The organism is Enterovibrio litoreus (genome assembly GCF_045679545.1).
GTDB lineage: Bacteria > Pseudomonadota > Gammaproteobacteria > Enterobacterales > Vibrionaceae > Enterovibrio.
The window spans coordinates 1,955,701-1,974,488 of sequence record NZ_CP166194.1; the positions used below are offsets into that span (position 1 = coordinate 1,955,701).

At 47.2% G+C, this 18,788-nt stretch carries 17 protein-coding genes; 12 read left to right on the forward strand and 5 right to left on the reverse strand.

The genetic code is table 11. The annotated features are described in order from the left end of the window. Window positions 1-16 precede the first annotated feature (16 nt). From moeA to AB8599_RS08545, 8 genes are all read left to right on the forward strand, one after another. Complete coding sequence (gene moeA / locus AB8599_RS08510) at window positions 17-1,252, forward strand: molybdopterin molybdotransferase MoeA (RefSeq protein ID WP_407330474.1); 1,236 nt, start codon at window positions 17-19, stop codon at window positions 1,250-1,252. A 76-nt stretch (window positions 1,253-1,328) separates the two neighbouring features. After that, the gene (gene moeB, locus AB8599_RS08515; protein ID WP_407330475.1) at window positions 1,329-2,078 is read left to right on the forward strand and encodes a molybdopterin-synthase adenylyltransferase MoeB; all 750 of its coding nucleotides are present in this window, start codon (window positions 1,329-1,331) and stop codon (window positions 2,076-2,078) included. A gap of 132 nt (window positions 2,079-2,210) precedes the next feature. Beyond that, window positions 2,211-3,830, forward strand: coding sequence for a putative bifunctional diguanylate cyclase/phosphodiesterase (locus AB8599_RS08520; RefSeq protein WP_407330476.1), 1,620 nt, complete (start codon window positions 2,211-2,213; stop codon window positions 3,828-3,830). Window positions 3,831-4,078: 248 nt separating this feature from the next. After that, the gene (locus AB8599_RS08525; protein WP_407330478.1) at window positions 4,079-4,900 is read left to right on the forward strand and encodes a phosphate ABC transporter substrate-binding protein; all 822 of its coding nucleotides are present in this window, start codon (window positions 4,079-4,081) and stop codon (window positions 4,898-4,900) included. Between the two features lie 172 nt (window positions 4,901-5,072). Then, on the forward strand, window positions 5,073-5,957 hold the full coding sequence (pstC, locus tag AB8599_RS08530) for a phosphate ABC transporter permease subunit PstC (protein WP_407333200.1): 885 nt from the start codon (window positions 5,073-5,075) through the stop codon (window positions 5,955-5,957). 5 nt (window positions 5,958-5,962) lie between these two features. After that, a complete protein-coding gene (gene pstA / locus AB8599_RS08535; RefSeq protein ID WP_407330479.1) occupies window positions 5,963-6,808 on the forward strand; it encodes a phosphate ABC transporter permease PstA in 846 nt (281 codons plus the stop codon). Between the two features lie 17 nt (window positions 6,809-6,825). Further along, window positions 6,826-7,581: a phosphate ABC transporter ATP-binding protein PstB gene (pstB, locus tag AB8599_RS08540; protein ID WP_407330480.1), complete on the forward strand. Its 756-nt coding sequence runs from the start codon at window positions 6,826-6,828 to the stop codon at window positions 7,579-7,581. A 258-nt stretch (window positions 7,582-7,839) separates the two neighbouring features. Then, complete coding sequence (locus tag AB8599_RS08545) at window positions 7,840-8,286, forward strand: META domain-containing protein (protein WP_407330481.1); 447 nt, start codon at window positions 7,840-7,842, stop codon at window positions 8,284-8,286. A 54-nt stretch (window positions 8,287-8,340) separates the two neighbouring features. On the opposite strand, the gene AB8599_RS08550 is transcribed toward AB8599_RS08545, so the two are convergent. Then, window positions 8,341-9,945: a CHASE domain-containing protein gene (locus AB8599_RS08550; protein ID WP_407330482.1), complete on the reverse strand. Its 1,605-nt coding sequence runs from the start codon at window positions 9,943-9,945 to the stop codon at window positions 8,341-8,343. 201 nt (window positions 9,946-10,146) lie between these two features. Next, window positions 10,147-12,417 carry a 5-methyltetrahydropteroyltriglutamate--homocysteine S-methyltransferase gene (metE, locus tag AB8599_RS08555; protein WP_407330483.1) on the reverse strand — a complete coding sequence of 757 codons (2,271 nt, stop codon included), beginning with the start codon at window positions 12,415-12,417 and terminating at the stop codon, window positions 10,147-10,149. Between the two features lie 104 nt (window positions 12,418-12,521). On the opposite strand from metE, the gene metR reads away from it, so the two are divergent. Beyond that, the gene (gene metR / locus AB8599_RS08560; RefSeq protein WP_407330484.1) at window positions 12,522-13,433 is read left to right on the forward strand and encodes an HTH-type transcriptional regulator MetR; all 912 of its coding nucleotides are present in this window, start codon (window positions 12,522-12,524) and stop codon (window positions 13,431-13,433) included. 24 nt (window positions 13,434-13,457) lie between these two features. On the opposite strand, the gene AB8599_RS08565 is transcribed toward metR, so the two are convergent. After that, on the reverse strand, window positions 13,458-13,652 hold the full coding sequence (locus AB8599_RS08565; protein ID WP_407330485.1) for a DUF4250 domain-containing protein: 195 nt from the start codon (window positions 13,650-13,652) through the stop codon (window positions 13,458-13,460). 170 nt (window positions 13,653-13,822) lie between these two features. Further along, on the reverse strand, window positions 13,823-14,497 hold the full coding sequence (locus AB8599_RS08570; RefSeq protein WP_407330486.1) for a hypothetical protein: 675 nt from the start codon (window positions 14,495-14,497) through the stop codon (window positions 13,823-13,825). 300 nt (window positions 14,498-14,797) lie between these two features. Here AB8599_RS08570 and AB8599_RS08575 point away from each other — a divergent pair, with 300 nt between their 5' ends. Further along, complete coding sequence (locus tag AB8599_RS08575; protein ID WP_407330487.1) at window positions 14,798-15,970, forward strand: diguanylate cyclase; 1,173 nt, start codon at window positions 14,798-14,800, stop codon at window positions 15,968-15,970. Between the two features lie 3 nt (window positions 15,971-15,973). Here AB8599_RS08575 and AB8599_RS08580 read toward each other — a convergent pair whose 3' ends face one another. Next, window positions 15,974-17,188 (reverse strand): MFS transporter, encoded by a 1,215-nt coding sequence (locus AB8599_RS08580; protein WP_407330488.1) that lies wholly within the window; start codon window positions 17,186-17,188, stop codon window positions 15,974-15,976. Between the two features lie 179 nt (window positions 17,189-17,367). Between AB8599_RS08580 and AB8599_RS08585 the strand changes: the two genes are divergently transcribed. Further along, on the forward strand, window positions 17,368-18,237 hold the full coding sequence (locus tag AB8599_RS08585; RefSeq protein WP_407330489.1) for a LysR family transcriptional regulator: 870 nt from the start codon (window positions 17,368-17,370) through the stop codon (window positions 18,235-18,237). A 13-nt stretch (window positions 18,238-18,250) separates the two neighbouring features. Then, window positions 18,251-18,781 (forward strand): DUF6942 family protein, encoded by a 531-nt coding sequence (locus tag AB8599_RS08590; protein ID WP_407330490.1) that lies wholly within the window; start codon window positions 18,251-18,253, stop codon window positions 18,779-18,781. The last annotated feature ends 7 nt before the right edge of the window (window positions 18,782-18,788 follow it).

Here is an 18,788-nt window from a genome sequence, read left to right on the forward strand (position 1 = left end):
CTACTGAGAGTTCATTATGGGTTGCTGCGACACGCCTGGTTTAATGCCAGTTTCTACGGCTATCGACATTCTTCTGGAAAACACGACGCCACTAACACAAACCGATAATGTGTCACTGGTTGACGCTCAAAACCGCATTACGGCTGAAGACATTCGCTCCCCCATCAATGTACCGCCATTTGCTAACTCAGCAATGGATGGTTACGCCGTTCGCTGCGCCGACCTTAACAACAGCATGACGCTGCCGCTTGCGGGGAAATCCTTTGCCGGCATCCCTTTTGAAGGCGAATGGCCAATCGGCTCATGCATTCGCATCATGACCGGTGCTGAAGTCCCACAAGGTGCTGATGCGGTTATTATGCAGGAGCAAACTACGGTTGATGGCGACAATATTACCTTTACCCACACCGCGGAGCCGCAACAAAATATCCGCCCTATCGGTAATGATGTTGAAGCTGGTGATATCGTCATTCCCAAGGGCACTCTGCTCACGCCCCGTGAAGTCCCCATGCTTGCTACACTCGGCATTGCCACCGTGTCCGTCATGCGCAAACCTAAAGTAGCGTTCTTTTCTACCGGTGACGAGTTACGCCAAGTTGGCGAACCGCTCGGTAAAGGGGAAATTTACGACAGCAATCGCTATACCATTCGCGCCATGCTCGAAAAAATGCACTGTGAAGCCGTTGATCTAGGTGTCGTACCCGATTGTCCAGATCAGTTACGTGATGCCTTTTTGAAAGCCGCCAGCGAAGCTGACGTCATTGTCACTTCAGGGGGGGTTAGCGTGGGCGAAGCAGACTACACCAAAGACATTTTGGATCAGGAAGGTGACGTCGGATTTTGGAAGATTGCCATTAAACCCGGTAAGCCTTTTGCGTTTGGTAAAGTCAAAAACGCCTTATTCTGTGGCCTACCCGGCAACCCTGTTTCAGTGCTCGTTACCTTACATGTGTTAGTTCAACCGCTGCTTGCCAAACTTGCAGGCCACACACAATGGCAACCGACCATCACTTTAAGCGCTAAAGCTGAAACGCGATTCAGAAAATCGCCTGGTCGCACTGATTACCAACGCGCCGTTTATCGAATTAATGAGCAAGGCGAGTTGGTTGTCGCGACGACCGGTAATCAAGGTTCGGGCGCGTTTAGTTCGTTATCAGTGGCAAACTGTTTCGCGGTATTAGAACAAGATCGCGGACATATTGACGTGGGTGAAACGGTCACTGTCGAACCATTCAGCGCCGTTCTGAACTAGAACACAATTAATCGTCTCGAATACGTGTTCAACAGACATCATTTTTACAACGTAATTTCTAAAACATAGGCATAGCGTGGACATTCTCTCTCCGGAAGAAGAGCTCAGATATAACCGTCAAATTATACTGAGACAGTTTGATTTTGATGGTCAAGAAGCCTTAAAGCAAAGCCGTGTGCTGGTGCTTGGCGCTGGCGGTTTAGGATGTGCAGCCACTCAGTATCTCGCAGCTGCGGGTGTGGGTGCACTCACCTTGATTGATGACGACCGCGTAGAACTGTCCAACTTGCAACGTCAGGTGCTGCACAATGACAGCACCGTTGGCAAGTTAAAGGTCGAGTCGGCCGCCAAAGCACTGCGTCAACTCAACCCTCATGTGGTGGTTAAAACGGTCGCGAAACGCCTTGATGACGAAGCGTTGCAACTGCTCATTGAGCAGCACAGCATTGTTATTGATTGCTCAGACAACGTCGCAACACGAAACCAACTCAATCAACTGTGTTTCTGCACTAAAACACCACTGATCAGCGGTGCAGCCATTCGCTTAGAAGGACAAGTGGCAGTCTTCACTTACGGTGAAAGCGAGCCTTGCTATCGCTGCCTCAGTGCGCTGTTTGGCGAACAAGCACTAAGCTGCGTTGAAGCGGGCATCCTCTCCCCCGTCGTCGGTATCATTGGCGCCACACAAGCCCTTGAAGCGATAAAGGTTTTATCCAGTTTTTCTGCGGCACCGACGGGTAAAGTCATGCTATATGATGCGTTAAGCAGTGAATGGCGCACCTTCTCTTTGCCCAAGAGTCCAAATTGCAGTGTCTGCAATGCTTAACAGTCTGTCTTGAGTGAGTGACACCACTCTCATCTTCGCAATTTTCTACTACAATAAGGAAGGCCTTTGCTAATCGAGCGTCAAGCCATAGCAGAGTGAACTTCCTCATTCAGTGGGCACATTGCAGCTACGATGATAAAAACGCTTTCTATTGTCCTCGTGATCCTTGGCATGCTCGCCCTTATTTCGGCGTTGAGATCATCGATCTCCCTCTATCGCAGAGATAGACGACCCGCCACATTCAGCTTTGTGCCTGTCATGCTCGGTTTTGTGCTTGGCTATGTAAGCTACGCCGCGTTTATCGCCATGAAATCCGACATCATTCTGATCGAATTTATCGTCTCCGTGGTATTTTTTGGCGGGGGCATCTTTTGCGTCATGATATTTGGTGTAGTGTCTTCAAGCATGGAGCGCATTGCCTTTGCTGAATTTCAACAGCACCACAACGAATCCCATGACCCTCTGACCGGTCTGCCAAACCGTCGATTTCTTCTGAGCACCATTAATCAGCACATCTCCGACTATGAAGCCTCACAGCAACGATTTGCCATTTTAATTATTGATATCAATAATTTCAGTAACCTCAATGAAGTGTTTAGCCACCAGAAGGGCGAAATTTTATTGGCACAATTTTCTGCAAGACTTAAGGAATTCGTGGATGACGAGTTGTTTCTCGCCAGAACCAACGGAAACCGCTTCACTCTGGTGATGACAAACCCTGAATCCACCAACATTGCTGCTTATATTGAGCGTGTTCAGTCATACCTTGATCACCCGTTGACCATTAATGACCATGACATGAACCTGACCAACACCGTCGGTGTGGCCTTGTTCCCCGAACACGGTTCGAATGCGGAAGAGATATTAAAGCGGGCAGAAATTTCCATGTACAGTGCGAAGCGAATTCAGGCGCCTTATGCCATCTATGAGCCATCCGCTTCGACACATTTTTATGATCAATCAGAGTTGGCCGCTATGCTGCATAATGCGCTAGCAACCATGGACTTTGAACTCTACTTTCAGCCAGTCATGAACGTGCATAATCCGCATCAAACGACGTTTGAAGCACTCATTAGATGGACGTTAGGAGACGGATATTGCGTGCGTCCTGATGATTTCATTCCCATTGCGGAACAAACCAATGCCATCAAGCAAATTTCTCATTGGGTACTTGAAACCACGGTGGCTCAATTGGCTGTTTGGCAGCAGCAATCCATTACACCTCAAGTGCAAGTCAACTTGTCGGTCAAAGATTTGGAAGACGAAAACCTCGAACCCTATCTCGCTGGTTTGATAAAAAAATACAACATCAATCCAGCGCAATTGACCCTTGAACTCACAGAAACCAGCATGATGCAAAACCCAGCCAAAGCGAGAGTCGTGCTAGAGAAGATTAAGAAGCTAGGCGTCTACTTAAGCATCGATGATTTTGGTACTGGCTTCTCTTCACTGTCTATTCTGAGCAACATGCCCATTGATGAAATCAAGATTGACCGCAGTTTTGTGACAGACTTACTCTATAGCAGTAACCACGAAGCTATTGTGCGTTCTACCATATACCTTGCTCACAGTTTGGATTGCCGCGTCGTGGCTGAAGGGGTGGAAACCGAAGCGTTAGGACAATATCTGATGTCCATCGGCTGCGACAAAATTCAAGGTTACTGGTACGGTCGCCCAATGAACCTCGCTCAAACTGATGCATGGCTAAACGAATCAAGCATTATCCAGCCCAAGGTTTCCAGCCAAAACTGATATCGCTTCATCACGGTGTTTGTCTGCTCCATCACGGTGTTTAAAACCGCCTAACTGACTCGCTCACTCCCATGCCTGAACCCTGCCTTGCATCAATCGCTCACAAATCAATCTATTCAAAAGCAAAACACCTGCCTCGTAATTAATGCTTCAAATAAGTGAAACATCACTGTCATATAACTTTCTTAAAGTTGCCGCGTCGACACAAACTTCGTCTTAAAGAAAAGCAACGACTAAGGAAAGCTAGAATGAAATCAACCATTTTCACTGCATTGTGTGTCGCTGGCGCACTGATGGCTAACACGGCTTCTGCGCAAGACACGATTACAGTGTCAGGTTCTACCTCTGTGACCGAAGTGATGGAAGTACTGGCTGAAACGTATCAAGCGCAGAACAGCAACACCTTTATTGAAGTGCAAGGCACGGGTTCTTCGGCTGGGGTGAAAGCCGCAAAAAATGGCACTTCAATGTTTGGTATGGCATCACGCGCACTGAAAGATTCCGAGAAAGAACCATCCCTTAAAGAGACCGTGATTGCGCGTGATGGTATCGCCGTTGTGGTGAACAATTCGAATCCTCTTGTTGACCTCACAATTGAACAAATCGCAAAAATTTACCGCGGCGACGTAAAAAATTGGTCGGAAGTTGGCGGTGAAAACAAACCCATCGTTGTTGTCACTCGCGACACCGCATCAGGCACTCGCGGCGCGTTTGAAGACATCATGAGCTTGAAGCGCAATATCAACGGTATGAAGGTCTCCGCCATTTCCCAGCGAGCACAAGTGGGCAACGGTAACGGCGTCGTTAAAACCATTGTGGCTAACAATCCTTTCGCCATCGGCTATATCTCTCTGGGCTCAATTGATGCCTCATTGAAAGCCGTCAAAGTAAACGGCGTAGAAGCAACCTCAGAGGCCGTTGCTGCCGGACACTACAAAGTTGCCCGTCCCTTTCTGGTGTTGAGCAAAACAGGTGAGGCATCACCTGCAGCAGAAAACTTCCTCAAGTGGGTCGTATCTGCTGACGGCCAGAAAATCGTATCAAACCAGGGTTATGTAGCAGTTCAATAAATCATTCACTGTTTGCCTACCCCTAAATTTGAATAACGTCCTGTTGGCCTGACGCACTTGTCAGGCCTTATTAAAAATACTTCCTAACTGCCATTGTTGGCATCATGGAGTGAGCATGACCACCGCAAACCAACACGTTATCGACCTTCAACCCACCAGCATAAAAAATAACATGAGCAATGTTGGCAAACTGGGTAAACGTAAGAACCAAGACTGGCGCGAAGCGTTTTTCCGAGCATTGTTCTTAGCCGCCGCTATCTTGGGCGTGTTATCTCTCGCCACCATTGGTTACTTTATTTTTCGCGAAGGCATTCCAGCCATTCAACAAGCTGGCTTGACCAACATGGTGACAGGCGTTGAATGGCTACCTCCAGCGCTTTATGGCATTGCGCCAATGATTGTTGCGTCACTCGTCTCTACAGCAGGTGCTGTCGTTCTGGGTGTTCCCGTTGCCGTACTCACCGCCGTTTTCATTGCCGAAGTTGCACCAAAATGGCTGGCAAACATCATTCGACCTGCCGTGGAGTTACTCGCGGGCATCCCATCGGTGGTATACGGCTTCTTTGGCCTTGTCATTATCGTCCCTTTGATTCAAGACGTATTTAACGTTCCCGCGGGTAACACAGTGCTGGCCGGTATTATTGTGCTGGCAGTGATGATTTTACCTACGGTCATTGCGGTATCAGAAACCTCATTACGTGCCGTACCGAAAACTTACAAAGAGGGCTCGTTGGCGTTAGGTGCGTCTCCCATGTTCACCACGTTTACACTGCTTATTCCTGCAGCGCGGTCTGGGATCATGACAGGTGTCATTCTCGGCATCGCACGCGCACTGGGTGAGACCATGGCCATCATCATGGTGATGGGTAACGCTCCCGCTATGCCTGAAGGCATTTTGGAATCTGCTCGCACATTAACCGCCAATATCGCGTTGGAAATGTCTTATGCCTCAGGTATTCATGCCAGCGCTCTTTACGCCACAGGTATCGTGCTTCTGGTCTTTATCATGATGCTTAACGCAACGCTGCTTTTCCTTAATCGCGAAAAAGCGAGGTAATCGACATGCTTTCACGTCAACGAAAAGACAATATCTTGATGGTTACTGTTTGGCTGGCCGCAGGGATGACGGTCGGGTTTCTGTTCTGGATCATTTGGTACATCTTGAGTAATGGCCTGCAATACGTTGATTGGTCATTCATCACTGGCGATTACACACGTATTGGCGAACAATCAGGTATTTGGCCAATGATTGTCTCAACCATTTACATGGTCATCGCTTCTATTTCTATTGCTGCGCCTGTCGGCATTATGACGGCGATATACCTCACTGAGTACGCAAAGCTCGGCAGCAAACTGGTGAAGGTGATTCGTTTTTGCACCGAATCATTGGCGGGCATTCCTTCAATCATTTTTGGTCTGTTCGGCATGACGTTTTTTGTCGGCGTACTGGGTCTTGGCTTTTCGATACTTTCTGGCGCATTAACGCTAAGTATCTTGATTTTGCCAGTGATTATTCGTACCACGGAAGAAGCATTAATGGCCGTACCACAAACCTACCGTGAAGGCTCATATGGTTTGGGCGCGTCAAAAATCTATACCATTTGGAAACTGATTCTGCCGAGTGCGATGCCCGGCATTGTCACCTCCATCATTTTGAGTGTCGGCCGCGTCATTGGCGAATCTGCACCGGTTTTTCTTACTGCCGGTATGGTCGCACGCATTCCAGAAAGTGTGCTGGACTCGGGTCGCACGCTTACCGTCCATCTTTATAAGTTAACTCAGGAGCTCTACACGGTGCACGAGTGGAATCAAGCCTATGCCACTGCCACCGTACTGATTGTCGTCGTACTGCTTATGAACCTGCTGACAAAAGTTATCGCCAGCAAATTTAGCAAAGCTTCTTACTGAGTTTAAGAGAATAAATCATGAACAAATTCGATATTGAAAATCTGAACCTTTATTACAACAACGGTGCAAATCATGCACTGAAAAACATCAGCCTGCCAATCCCGCACAAGAAAGTGACGGCATTGATTGGCCCATCGGGTTGCGGTAAATCGACATTATTGCGCTGCTTAAATCGTATGAACGATCTGATTGAAGGCGTGAAGATAGACGGTCGTTTGGAAATGGATAGCGAGAATGTTTACGGTAACATTGATATTGCCAATCTTCGCATCAAAGTTGGCATGGTGTTCCAAAAAGCTAATCCATTCCCCATGAGCATCTACGAAAACGTGGCTTATGGCCTGCGCGCACAAGGGATGAAAGATAAGAAAAAACTCGATGCCGTGGTTGAAAAAAGCCTAAGAAGTGCCGCGCTTTGGGATGAAGTGAAAGACCGTTTGAAATCTCATGCATTTGGATTATCCGGTGGCCAGCAACAGCGCCTTTGTATTGCCCGCACCATCGCTATGGAGCCGGAAGTGATCCTGATGGACGAACCGACATCAGCACTCGACCCTATTGCGACGAAAAAAATTGAAGATTTGATGGAAGAGTTAAAGAAAAACTACACCATCGTTATTGTGACCCACTCCATGCAGCAAGCTCGCCGCATTTCAGATCGCACTGCATTCTTCTTGATGGGGGAATTGGTTGAGCATGATGACACGCAACAACTGTTTGCTCATCCTCGCGATGATCGTACTCGAGGCTACGTGAATGGCGACTTTGGCTAAAAGATTGCGCCACTAACATTGAATGGGTTAACAAATCACCCAATCATCTTAAAATCGAGCAACACAATGCGAATAGTCACCATAAAATTAAGGTTTTAACAGAGTTCTGACTTGATAAGCGGTACAGAAAGCGAATAATGAAGGGAGTCATACAGTAGAAAATGCATTGCATAAGAGGAAACTAAACCTCAACGACACTGTCTTTAACCCTGTATCGAACTCTAATTAACGCATTCAGTAATATTTCTGGAGTAACGAATGAAAAAGATGGCAATCGCAATGCTGGTTGCGCCAGCAATTTTGGCGGGTTGTGCAACAAGCACTTCTGATAAAACCGACGCATTAGACGTTTCTACCGTGAACATGCAGCACCACAACTGGGTACTGGAAAGTGTTGATGGTCAGCCATTGAACCTTCCTGAAGGTTTCGCCGCACCAAGCCTGGAAATTGGTGAGTCTTTCACTGCCAATGGTCACGCGGGTTGTAACCGCTATTTTGGACAAGGTGAGCTGAAGGGTGAACAATTCCGCATTGATAAAATGGCGAGCACCATGATGGCATGTCCAGAGCAAGCAATGGCTATCGAAGGCGTGATGACGAATGTGCTGGGTGATTGGAGCGACGTGACACTGACTAAACAAACGCTGCAACTGAAAAACGGTGAGCACGTTCTTTCATTTCAGCTTCGTGATTGGGTAAATTAATGACCTTTTTTACGAACACGCTTTGTCGCTTGATACGCTAACAAGCTACCATTTTCAGCCTCCAATTGGGGGCTGTTTGCTTTCTTGGGTATAAATCCAGCTACATTGATCTCGTCCAGCGTTAATCGCTTTGCCCAATGCAATCTCAGCATACGCAATCACTTTGGATGTATCGATTTCGTCAGAATTTAGCACCGAAACACCACCAATCGAAATCGTCATGATCTGAGTGCCTGCTTCTTTGTCGAACGGCAGTTTTAGCTTCTTAACCGCATCAATACACAACTGAGCGATGGGCTCACCGTCTTTTGTGTTAGGCAGCAATATTGCAAATGTTTCACCGCCATAACGCGCCAACAAGTCACCGGGACGCTTTAATGTGTCGGCTACAGCCTGCCCAATCAGTCGAATCGCTTTGTCACCAACAACACGGCCATGTTTTTCGTTGTAACGAGACATATTGTCTATTTCAATCACAATCAAACTGATCGCCAGATTATCGCGCTGGGTTCGCTTCACTTCCGCTTGAATGCATTCTTCAAAATAGTCACGGTTGCAATACCCGGTTAAACCATCGCTTTTCGACATTTTCTCCAGCTTTTTATTGGCTTCTCGCAGTTCGCGGGTTTTTGCATCAACACGTTTTTGGATCGTCAGCGCGCGATGTTGCAGCATATAAAGTAGGTATGCCAACAAGGTAAATATCAACACACCGATAAAGAAAATCAAATGCGGGTAGATGCTCATTCGGCTATTCACATAACTTGGCGATGGCGTACCTTTTAGCAACCACTCTCTGCCTGCAAAGTAAATGGGCGTTGAGGTATAGCTCAATGCGGCCACAGGCGGCTCGGATAAATCGACAACATTATGATAAATAACGTCATTTTGTGTATTCAGGCCAACATCTAATAATTCGAGATTGATGGATTCTTTTACCGTATTATTGATGGCCAGTTCAAAAATATCTTCCACATCAAACAAAGCGAGTAAAAAGCCACGAAGAGCAGATTGACGATCTGCATCTGTTTCTGGGTCACCATGAAATACGGGTAACAACATCATGAAACCGCTGTTGTCTTCGAACTCACGCTTCAACCTCATGGCAGGCGTTGCAATAGGTACACCGCGATACCAACTCATTTCTAGCGCATCTTTCATTGATTGTCGTGAGGCCAGATCAAAACCCAATATATGTTGATTCTCTTCGTAGGGCGTGATGTAACGAACGGGAAAATACCTATCTCGCGCTGCTGCCCCAACGAGGTCACCATTGGCGCTCAGCTCTATGATCTCAAAAAGCGCAAATTCGAGGGCTGCTTCTGATTCGTAGAGCTCACGGTCTTCACCGAGAACAAATTCCGCCCATTCCATTGCGCGAATAGTTGGGTGCCTATCCATGACACTGTCAGCCAATGTGGTAAAGCTCGATTCACTGATGTCCTGACTCGTGGCGAGTTGATTACGAAGTGCATAAAGCAATTCAATGCTTATATTGAGCTCTCTTCCTAAAGAAAGTGCTGCATTTTCAACATCTTTTTGAATTTCATGCGTAATCGCTTGTTTCTCTGATTGATGCAAAGACATGGCAGCGAGGAACGAGAAAAACAGCCCAACTAAGACTGTAATAATCGTTGAATACAAAACCTTCTTTGCCATCCTCAATACGCTCTCCAACAGATGTTAACTAATTGTTGGTCATATTTCGTGATCACGCCAACATTGAGCTGACTAACCGTTTGTATTCTTTGGTTCGTTAATTCATTGAGAGTGATATTTGGGGGTGCAAAGCCCTGACAGAACATTTCCTATCAGGGCTATTTTGCTATTTCTCGATTTGGCTATCTGACTAAACGATCATTAAGCCACATCTTTTCGTAACACTTTGGCTGCCTTTACCAAACTCGACAGCGCCGCTTCCACTTCATCCCAATTGCGGGTTTTCAATCCGCAATCTGGGTTTACCCACAAACGCTCGTCAGGAATGGTTTTGCGCGCTTTTTCAAGCAAAGCAACAATCCCTTCCACTTCAGGAATATTTGGTGAGTGAATGTCATAGACACCTGGGCCGACTTCATTTGGATACGCGAACGCTTCAAAGGCTTGCAGCAATTCCATGTCTGAACGCGAGGTTTCAATGGTAATCACATCTGCATCCAATGCGGCAACGGCGTCAATGATGTCATTGAATTCGCTGTAACACATATGCGTGTGGATCTGCGTGTCTGGTGTGGCACTGGCTGCAGAGATCTTAAAGGCATTGACGGCCCATTCCAGATACGTTTTCCATTGACTGGCTTTTAACGGTAACCCTTCGCGAATCGCAGGCTCATCAATTTGGATTACTTTGATACCAGCATCTTGCAAATCGGACACTTCATCACGCAGTGCCAACGCAATCTGCTCAGCAATTTGCTGACGAGAAATATCTTCTCGTGGGAACGTCCAGCCCAGAATCGTGACTGGGCCCGTCAACATGCCTTTCACAGGCTTACTGCTCAGACTTTGCGCATACGCTGTCCAATCAACAGAAATAGGTGCAGGGCGTGAAATGTCTCCGACGATCACGGCAGGTTTCACGCATCGCGAACCATAGCTTTGTACCCAACCAAAACGGGTCACCGCAAAGCCATCCAAGTGCTCTGCGAAGTATTCAACCATGTCATTGCGCTCTGGTTCACCGTGTACGAGCACATCCAGACCGAGCTTCTCTTGGCGATCGATAGCATCTTTAATGTGACCTTGAATCACTGTTGTGTACTCGGCCTCAGACAGTGCTCCCGTTTTGAACGCGCGACGTTGTTGACGTATCTCGCCGGTTTGTGGGAAAGAACCAATCGTCGTGGTCGGGAACAGTGGTAGTGACAATGACGCTTTCTGTGCTTCAGCACGTTGTTGATAAGGTAATGCGCGCTCCGCTAATGCTGCAGTGATGCCATTCACTCGTGCCTGAACCTCAGGCTTGTTAACACGAAGGCTCGTGGCACGGGCTTCAATCGCTTCGCTATATGCTTTAGCCTGCGCAATCGCTGCACTGTTTCCATTCAGCGCATTGGCCAGCAACACGACTTCGTCCACTTTTTGTTTAGCAAACGCAAGCCAGCTTTTCACTTCCGGCTCAAGGGCGGTTTCTTGCTCAACATCAATCGGAGAATGCAGCAAAGAACAACTGCTACCAATCCACAGTCTTTCGCCGAGTTTGTCTGCCGTTGGTTGCAGTGCAGTGAGCCACTTGTTGAGGTTCGCTTTCCAGATATTTCGACCATTAACCACACCAAGAGACACAACCCAATGATCTGGAATGGCATCAACAATGGTATCCACATGCTGCGGCGCGACGTTCGCATCGAGGTGCAGTCCATTGACGTTGAGCGATGAAATCACATCGAGCTGATGCTCAACTGATTCAAAATAGGTGGTGAGCAGCAGCTTCACATCGCCACCGATCACTTGATAGGCAAGCTTGAATGCATTGCGCCATTCAGTTGGTAATTCTAGGGTGAGAATAGGCTCGTCAATCTGAACCCATTCCACGCCTTGTGACTTCAATTTATTGAGAATTTGCTGATATACCGACAACAGGCGTGGCAGCAATTCAAGGCGGTTGAAATCTGCTTCTTTCTCTTTGCCCAAGAAAAGGTAAGAAATGGGTCCCAGAATCGCGGGCTTTACTTTGTATCCTGATTTCTGCGCTTCGCTAACTTCATCGAATAATTGATTCCAGCTCAGTGCAAACTCGTCGTCTTTAGTGAACTCAGGGACAATATAGTGATAGTTTGTATTAAACCACTTGGTCATGTCCGACGCGGCGCAACTGCAACCCGTTGGTGCTTTGCCTCGAGCGATACGAAACAGGGTGTCCAGATCAGGGTGACCATGACGATGACGCTTGGGAATGTGACCCAGCGTTAGGCTGGTTTGTAGCACTTGATCGTACCAAGCGAAATCGCCCACAGTGACATAAGACAGCCCTGCGTCTTTTTGTACCTGCCAGTTATGATGACGAATGGTTGCGCCAACATCCAACAGTCCTTGTTGATTGATTTCACCGTTCCAATATTGCTCCAATGCAAATTTCAGTTCTCGTTTGTTACCAATGCGCGGGTATCCCAGAATATGTGTCGTGGTCATGCTATCTCTCCTTTTTAGCCGTCCAGATGTTTACATGTCCACAATGATTCATTAGAGTGCATAAAACAAACTCAATTTACTCAAACGGATGTTGAGAATAATTCATGTTAGAAGTAAAGCACTTACGCACCCTCTCTGTATTACGCGACACAGGCTCGCTCACAGCGACAGCCACGCAGCTTTGTCTTACGCAATCTGCCCTTTCGCATCAGTTAAAAGATCTTGAACTTCGTATCGGTGCGCCTCTGTTTCTTCGAAAAACACGCCCTGTTAGATTCACCGCTGAAGGACAAGTGCTGCTCACACTGGCAGATGATGTATTGCCTCGCCTCTCGCGAGCAGAAACCGATCTAGCCGCATTAAAAGAAGATGCACAGGGACGACTGCACATGGCGATCGAATGCCACTCGTGTTTCCAATGGTTAATGCCAGCACTCAAGGAATATCGCATGAGCTGGCCGCTCGTAACGTTAGACTTCTCGTCAGGGTTTGGGTTTGAGCCTTTGCCAGCATTGGCGGGAGGAGAGCTAGACTTGGTGATCACGTCTGATATCAGCCCTCGCAGCGAAATTCACTACGAAGCACTGTTTGATTTTGAAATGCGTCTGGTATTGTCAGACACCCATCCTTTGGCTGCAAAGAAAGTCATTGAGCCCAAGGATTTGGCGGGAGAGACCCTGCTCACCTACCCTGTTCAGCGACAGCGCATGGACGTGATAAAACACTTTTTACACCCTGCGGGCATTGAACCAGCGCAGTTTAAATCCGCAGACAATACCTTAATGCTGATTCAAATGGTCACCGCAGGTTTGGGTGTGGCAGCGCTGCCAAATTGGGCAATCAGTGAGTTTTCAAGGCAGGGGCTGGTAGTTGATAGGCCACTCGGCAAAGGGCTTTGGCGTCGACTTTATGCCGCAGTAAGAAATCAGGAGGCGCAACGGCCCTATCTTCAAGCATTCTTCGCCACCGCTCGCAATCAATGCCATACCCATTTGGATGGTATTAAGAAGGTCTAATACCCATTGGCATCAATAGATTATCTACTTTTGGCGCAATTGATTGACCACGGGGTCGTAGTAACACCCCATTTCATCCAGTTTGTGTTGAAAGGATTGTTGATCCAATTCCAATTGCGACAAGAGATCGTCGAGGCTATCGCACTCTAAACGCAGCTTCTCATTCACGATGCTGTAAACCATTGCACCTTCAAGATGCGAAAGATTGTGAATTTCCATCACCACATACTCCTGTTGATAACACGCTTTCAATTATCTTAGAACACGATGCAATGTACGGAGAAGTAGAGGCAGTAAACAGCCACAAAAAAGGCACTTCACGTGCCTTATTATTGCGTTTGAGACGGAGAAGATCCCCGTTAACGAATCATAGCTAGGAAGTCAGTGGCTCAAGCTAGCGTGGACAAGGCCACACCTGATGCACCGACAATTGCCATTAGAGCGCAGCACAATTGCAGCAAATGCGGTGGCGTTTGACGCAGCAAATGAACCGCCCATACCATGACACCCAGCAATACCAAACCCAAACTGGTCAAGACTGACGTCACAAGCGCATTGGCCGATGCTTCAGGCAGTGAAGTGCTGGCCATTGCTATGATCACAGCCATCAACATCGCGGCGACAATGCCCGCCACAGGAAGAATGCGATGAAAGGCTTGTAAACGTGAACGCGCTCTAACCAGCAGGCAATGCGACGTGATTGCGCCAACCAATACAACTTGTGACAACATCAAGGTCCCAACAGACACACCTTGTTGCCAAGCTGCAAGCAATACTGCCAGTGCACCGAAGCCATTTGCCAAATGCAACACAGGGATTGGACCAGAAAGTCTTGTTTTCCCTGACTTGGAGCGCAATGAGAAAATGCCTAATGCGATAAATGGCAGCGTTGCAAATGGCGAGAATGGAATAACCAATGCCCAAGCGGCAACCAAATACCAAAATGCTTTGTGCAAGCGTCCGCGCTGACCCGGGCAAATATCACCTTTAAGTAGCACCAAAGTTAATACACATTGAGCACCTAACGCACCTGACATAACCACAGAACTTAAAACTTCGTACATTCTCTACTACCCGTAAAAATCAACGCGAAGATTATACCCGAGCAACATGAAGTTACCCAAGTGTTGCACCTAAATGCCCGAGATAGACCCTGAACGCCGAGTTTAAAGCAAATTGGTTATATCGGCTTAACAATGCAGATAACCTCACAATTGCTGATGATAACTTTGCATTCACTCGCATTCATATGTAACTGTATTAATATATAAGGGAATATTGTGAATGCACCTCAAAAAACAAAGTCATGTGGTCGCAATATCGCTGTACTTTGCGTCAAAAAATGCAATTAATTTTGGGGAAACATGGAGTTGTCCTACCGCCATTTTAAGCTCTCCCTTCAGGAACTCTGGAGTGCAAAGCGTCACGCTAGCAGTTTTAACACAACACGGGCTACCTATCTTCGCTCGCGTATTATTGCACTCAGCTATGTTTGGGCGGCGCTCACTCTCGTATGGATACCCGTTGATAGCCTGCTAATTGATAGCAAAAACTATTCACTCGCTATTCTTAGAATTTGTCTCATTGCAACACTCTTTGGCATTGCCCATATCGTTCGGTCTCGTCATTCACTTCGCGACTGTCGCATTGCTTTAAGTTCACTGATAATGAGCATGAATGTGTTCTATTTGCTGGCTAACCATGTGTTGGGTTATCCACACACAGTCAATACCTTCACATATTGCTACACACTGCTGCCGTTTCTGCATGTCATCATGCTGACAATATTTCCCTTATCCATTCGTGAGTCTTTCTCTCTGATCCTTGCTACGGCGCTGACACAGATCTATGTTGATTTTCAAAGTGGCTCTCTGCTTACCGTAGACACTTTTGCGATCTATTGGTTACAAACAGTCGTGGGCTTTCTCGTTATTTGGGCGCAAACATCCAAGCTTCACATGATGCTTCGCTTATACCGTCACGCCACGCTTGACCCGCTGACTGGGGTTTACAATCGCCGCATGCTGCTTACGCTTGCTAAGCGCGACATTGAAAACACTCGAACACGATCAAGGCCTTATTCTGTTCTGTTGATGGATCTTGATAGGTTTAAACGGATAAATGATAGATATGGCCACTTTGCGGGTGACATGGTGCTGCAAGCCTTCACCAAAGCCGTACAAGAGACACTGCGAAAATCAGATATCTTTGGCCGCTATGGTGGTGAGGAGTTTATCCTCTTCCTACCTCAGTGCAGCGCAGAGAACGCACAGCTAGTTGCCACGAGAATCATGGACAATGTTCGTGAGTTAAAAATTGAAGTAGAAGGATTGTCTGAGCCTATCCAACTCACCACATCGGTAGGAATTTGTACCAGTCTATCAACAAAAGATAGTCTTAATCAGCTACTTGAAAAAGCTGACCTTGCTTTGTATCACGCAAAGAACAATGGACGAGATTGCAGCCGCATGTTTGATCATTACTGCACTGATGTTCAGGACAAACATAAGCGCCCTTGGCTTGAGGCAGCCAACTAATACTTATCCTCTTGCTTCAATGACGGGCTCTTGCGTCGATCGCTTCTTTTCAAGAGAGCTCAATATCTGTATTAGCACCAGATTGAGTGCCGCCAACGATATTGCTCCCGCAGTGACGGCTAGCCATCCGCCATACTCCCAGCAGCCTATCAAATAGAAACCACCCAGGCTGCCACCCACATAGTAATGAACAAGATAGAGTGCCGTGGCAGTGGCTTTACCCTTCGTTGCATGTCGACTGACCCATCCATAAGCCAACGAGTGTGTGAAGAACGCGCCGCCACTCACAATCAGCAGGCCGATTATCACGGTTGCTTGTGTTTCAATACTGGCTATTAGCACGCCTAACAATGTCACCACTGTACCAAACGTCATCCCCGAAATTGGTGAATAGCGGTTCGCCCAGCGCCCACTTAGCCGAGAGGTCAGTGTGCCCGCGAGATAACAAATGAAAATGGCCGATGCGATGCCAACGGGAAGGTTAAACGGTGCTTCCAGCAGCCTAAACGTGGTCACCGAATAAATGTTAACGAAAAGGGCAAAGTTCACCCCTCCAATGATCATGGCCGCCCACAATACTGGCGTTTTAATGTGCTCACCAATCACTTTGGTTTGAGCGAGAAGTGAAGTGTGGGACGACACAAACCTGCTTTGCGCAGGGAGCAAATACCAGACCAATAGAATGCCAACAGCCGTGAATATCGCCATGGCCATCACGGCACCCTGCCATCCAAAAAAATCCGAGAACAAGCCGCCGGATAAACGACCGAAAATCCCGCCTAAGGAGTTGGCGCTGATATACCCGCCCACCGCAACGACGAGTGCAGTTGGGCTAAACTCATCCGCCATATACGCCACCGCCACTGCGGCATAGCCCGCCAAAGCGATGCCCATTAACGCTCGCAGCGCCACCAGCCCCCAAAATGCATCCACATGCAGTGACGCAAAACCCACGATTGGCATCAAAAATAGACTTGTCAGCATTACGGGACGACGGCCAATTTTCTCTGACAACAACGCCCATGGCAGCAAACTCATCGATAAACCCAAGGTGGACGAAGCGAGAAGCCAATTCGCTTTCGTGGCCGTAACGCCAAAAGCATCAGCAAACACAGGAAGCATTGGTTGAAACAAATAGAGGTTGCAGAACACCAAAAAGGAGCCAAAAGATAAGGCAAATGCGGCTTTACGATAAGCAGGTGTTTGTAATTCGATCATGCTCTACATTACTGATTTCACAACATAGTGAGAAATTAGCAACCTATCAGCAATATATAAAGTATATTAATTATATAGGAGTGAGATCATATATTAATACCTATTCCCACACAACTTTAAGGTGCTTGGGTATAGGCCATCTCTGACACTCACATCGACTATCAAAAGGCACAGAAAGCATGGATCTAAGACAGCTTCGATATTTTGTCAGTGTCGCCGAGCAAAAAAACTTCACCCGCGCCGCCAGAAAGCTGAATATTGCTCAACCTGCGTTGAGCATCTCGATCAAAAAATTAGAAGCCAGCCTTGGCCTGAATCTATTTGACCGCAACGAGCGTCAAGTGCACTTAACGCAAGAAGGCCAAGCGCTGCTGCCTCACGCATACCGTATTTTGAGAATGGTTGAAGATGCCAACACCGAAATGGCCGAACTTCGTGGCCTACAAAAAGGCGAAGTTCGCGTGGGCGTACCCGGTATGCTGGGATCTTACTTCTTCCCATCCATATTGATGGGCTTCAAGAGTAAGTATCCCGATTTAAAACTCAGCGTGGTAGAAGCGGGCACGCAATCTATTCGACAAATGCTGTTGGATGGTGAGCTGGATATTGGTGTTATTCACAGCCAAGATGTTCCTGCGGCATTGGACACCACCCATTTAATTTCTTCGCAAATGGTCGCCGTCACCAGTGTCGATCATCCGTTGGCAGCACAGACCTCCATGAGCTTTCAATCCTTCTTTAATGAAGAATTAGTCATGTTCAAAAAAGGCTATTTTCATCGGGAATTTATTGACCGAATTTGTGCTAGTCATAAAATCACCCCCAACCTTTCTTTTGAAACCAACTTGTTAGCGATGATCTTAAACATTGTTCGTCACGGTTTTGCCATCACCGCTTTGCTTGAGTTGGTGACACAGCACGAACCTGGGCTCGTTGCCATTCCATTCGAAGAACCCGTGACATTGGATATTGCCATGGCATGGCGGAAGCACGGTTACTTGTCTTTGGCAGACCGCGCATTTATCGATTTCGTACAACAAAACAAATAGCAGGATAAACAGCGTGTACTCTTTTTCTCTTGGGCCATCCAACCCTTCTATCAATGTCTACGTTGAAAAAGCACCACCTCTACACGATCTTTGGGGCGAGATGCCTCTTGAAGGAAGTCGCGCGCCCCTTAACAGCGGAGACATAACCGCCATTGGACAAGTGGGTGGAAACGGCTGGCGAAAAGTGTTTAATGTCTATGCAAAGTTAGTATTTGCGCTACCTGAGCATTCAACATTTCGGCCGCATGGCTTTGCTGCATGGCAGACATACCGAGATGATGAATTGCTCCAAGCCACCTCCAACGGTGCTTTGCTCTTCGGCAGGCACGATGTGAATGCGTTAGCCGCAAGACATGGCATTCACATCATTGCTGGAAAAAACCATGCACAAAAACTGGGTATCGCAGAACAATGCGTTTGGCTCGACAATGACTTCGCCAGACATCCAACACTGCCCATTATTATTTGCCCTTATTTTGACTATCGCCAACTGTCAAACCAGAAAATTGAAGTCTTAGTGAGATTAATAGAACAACTTTCATGATCGCTAA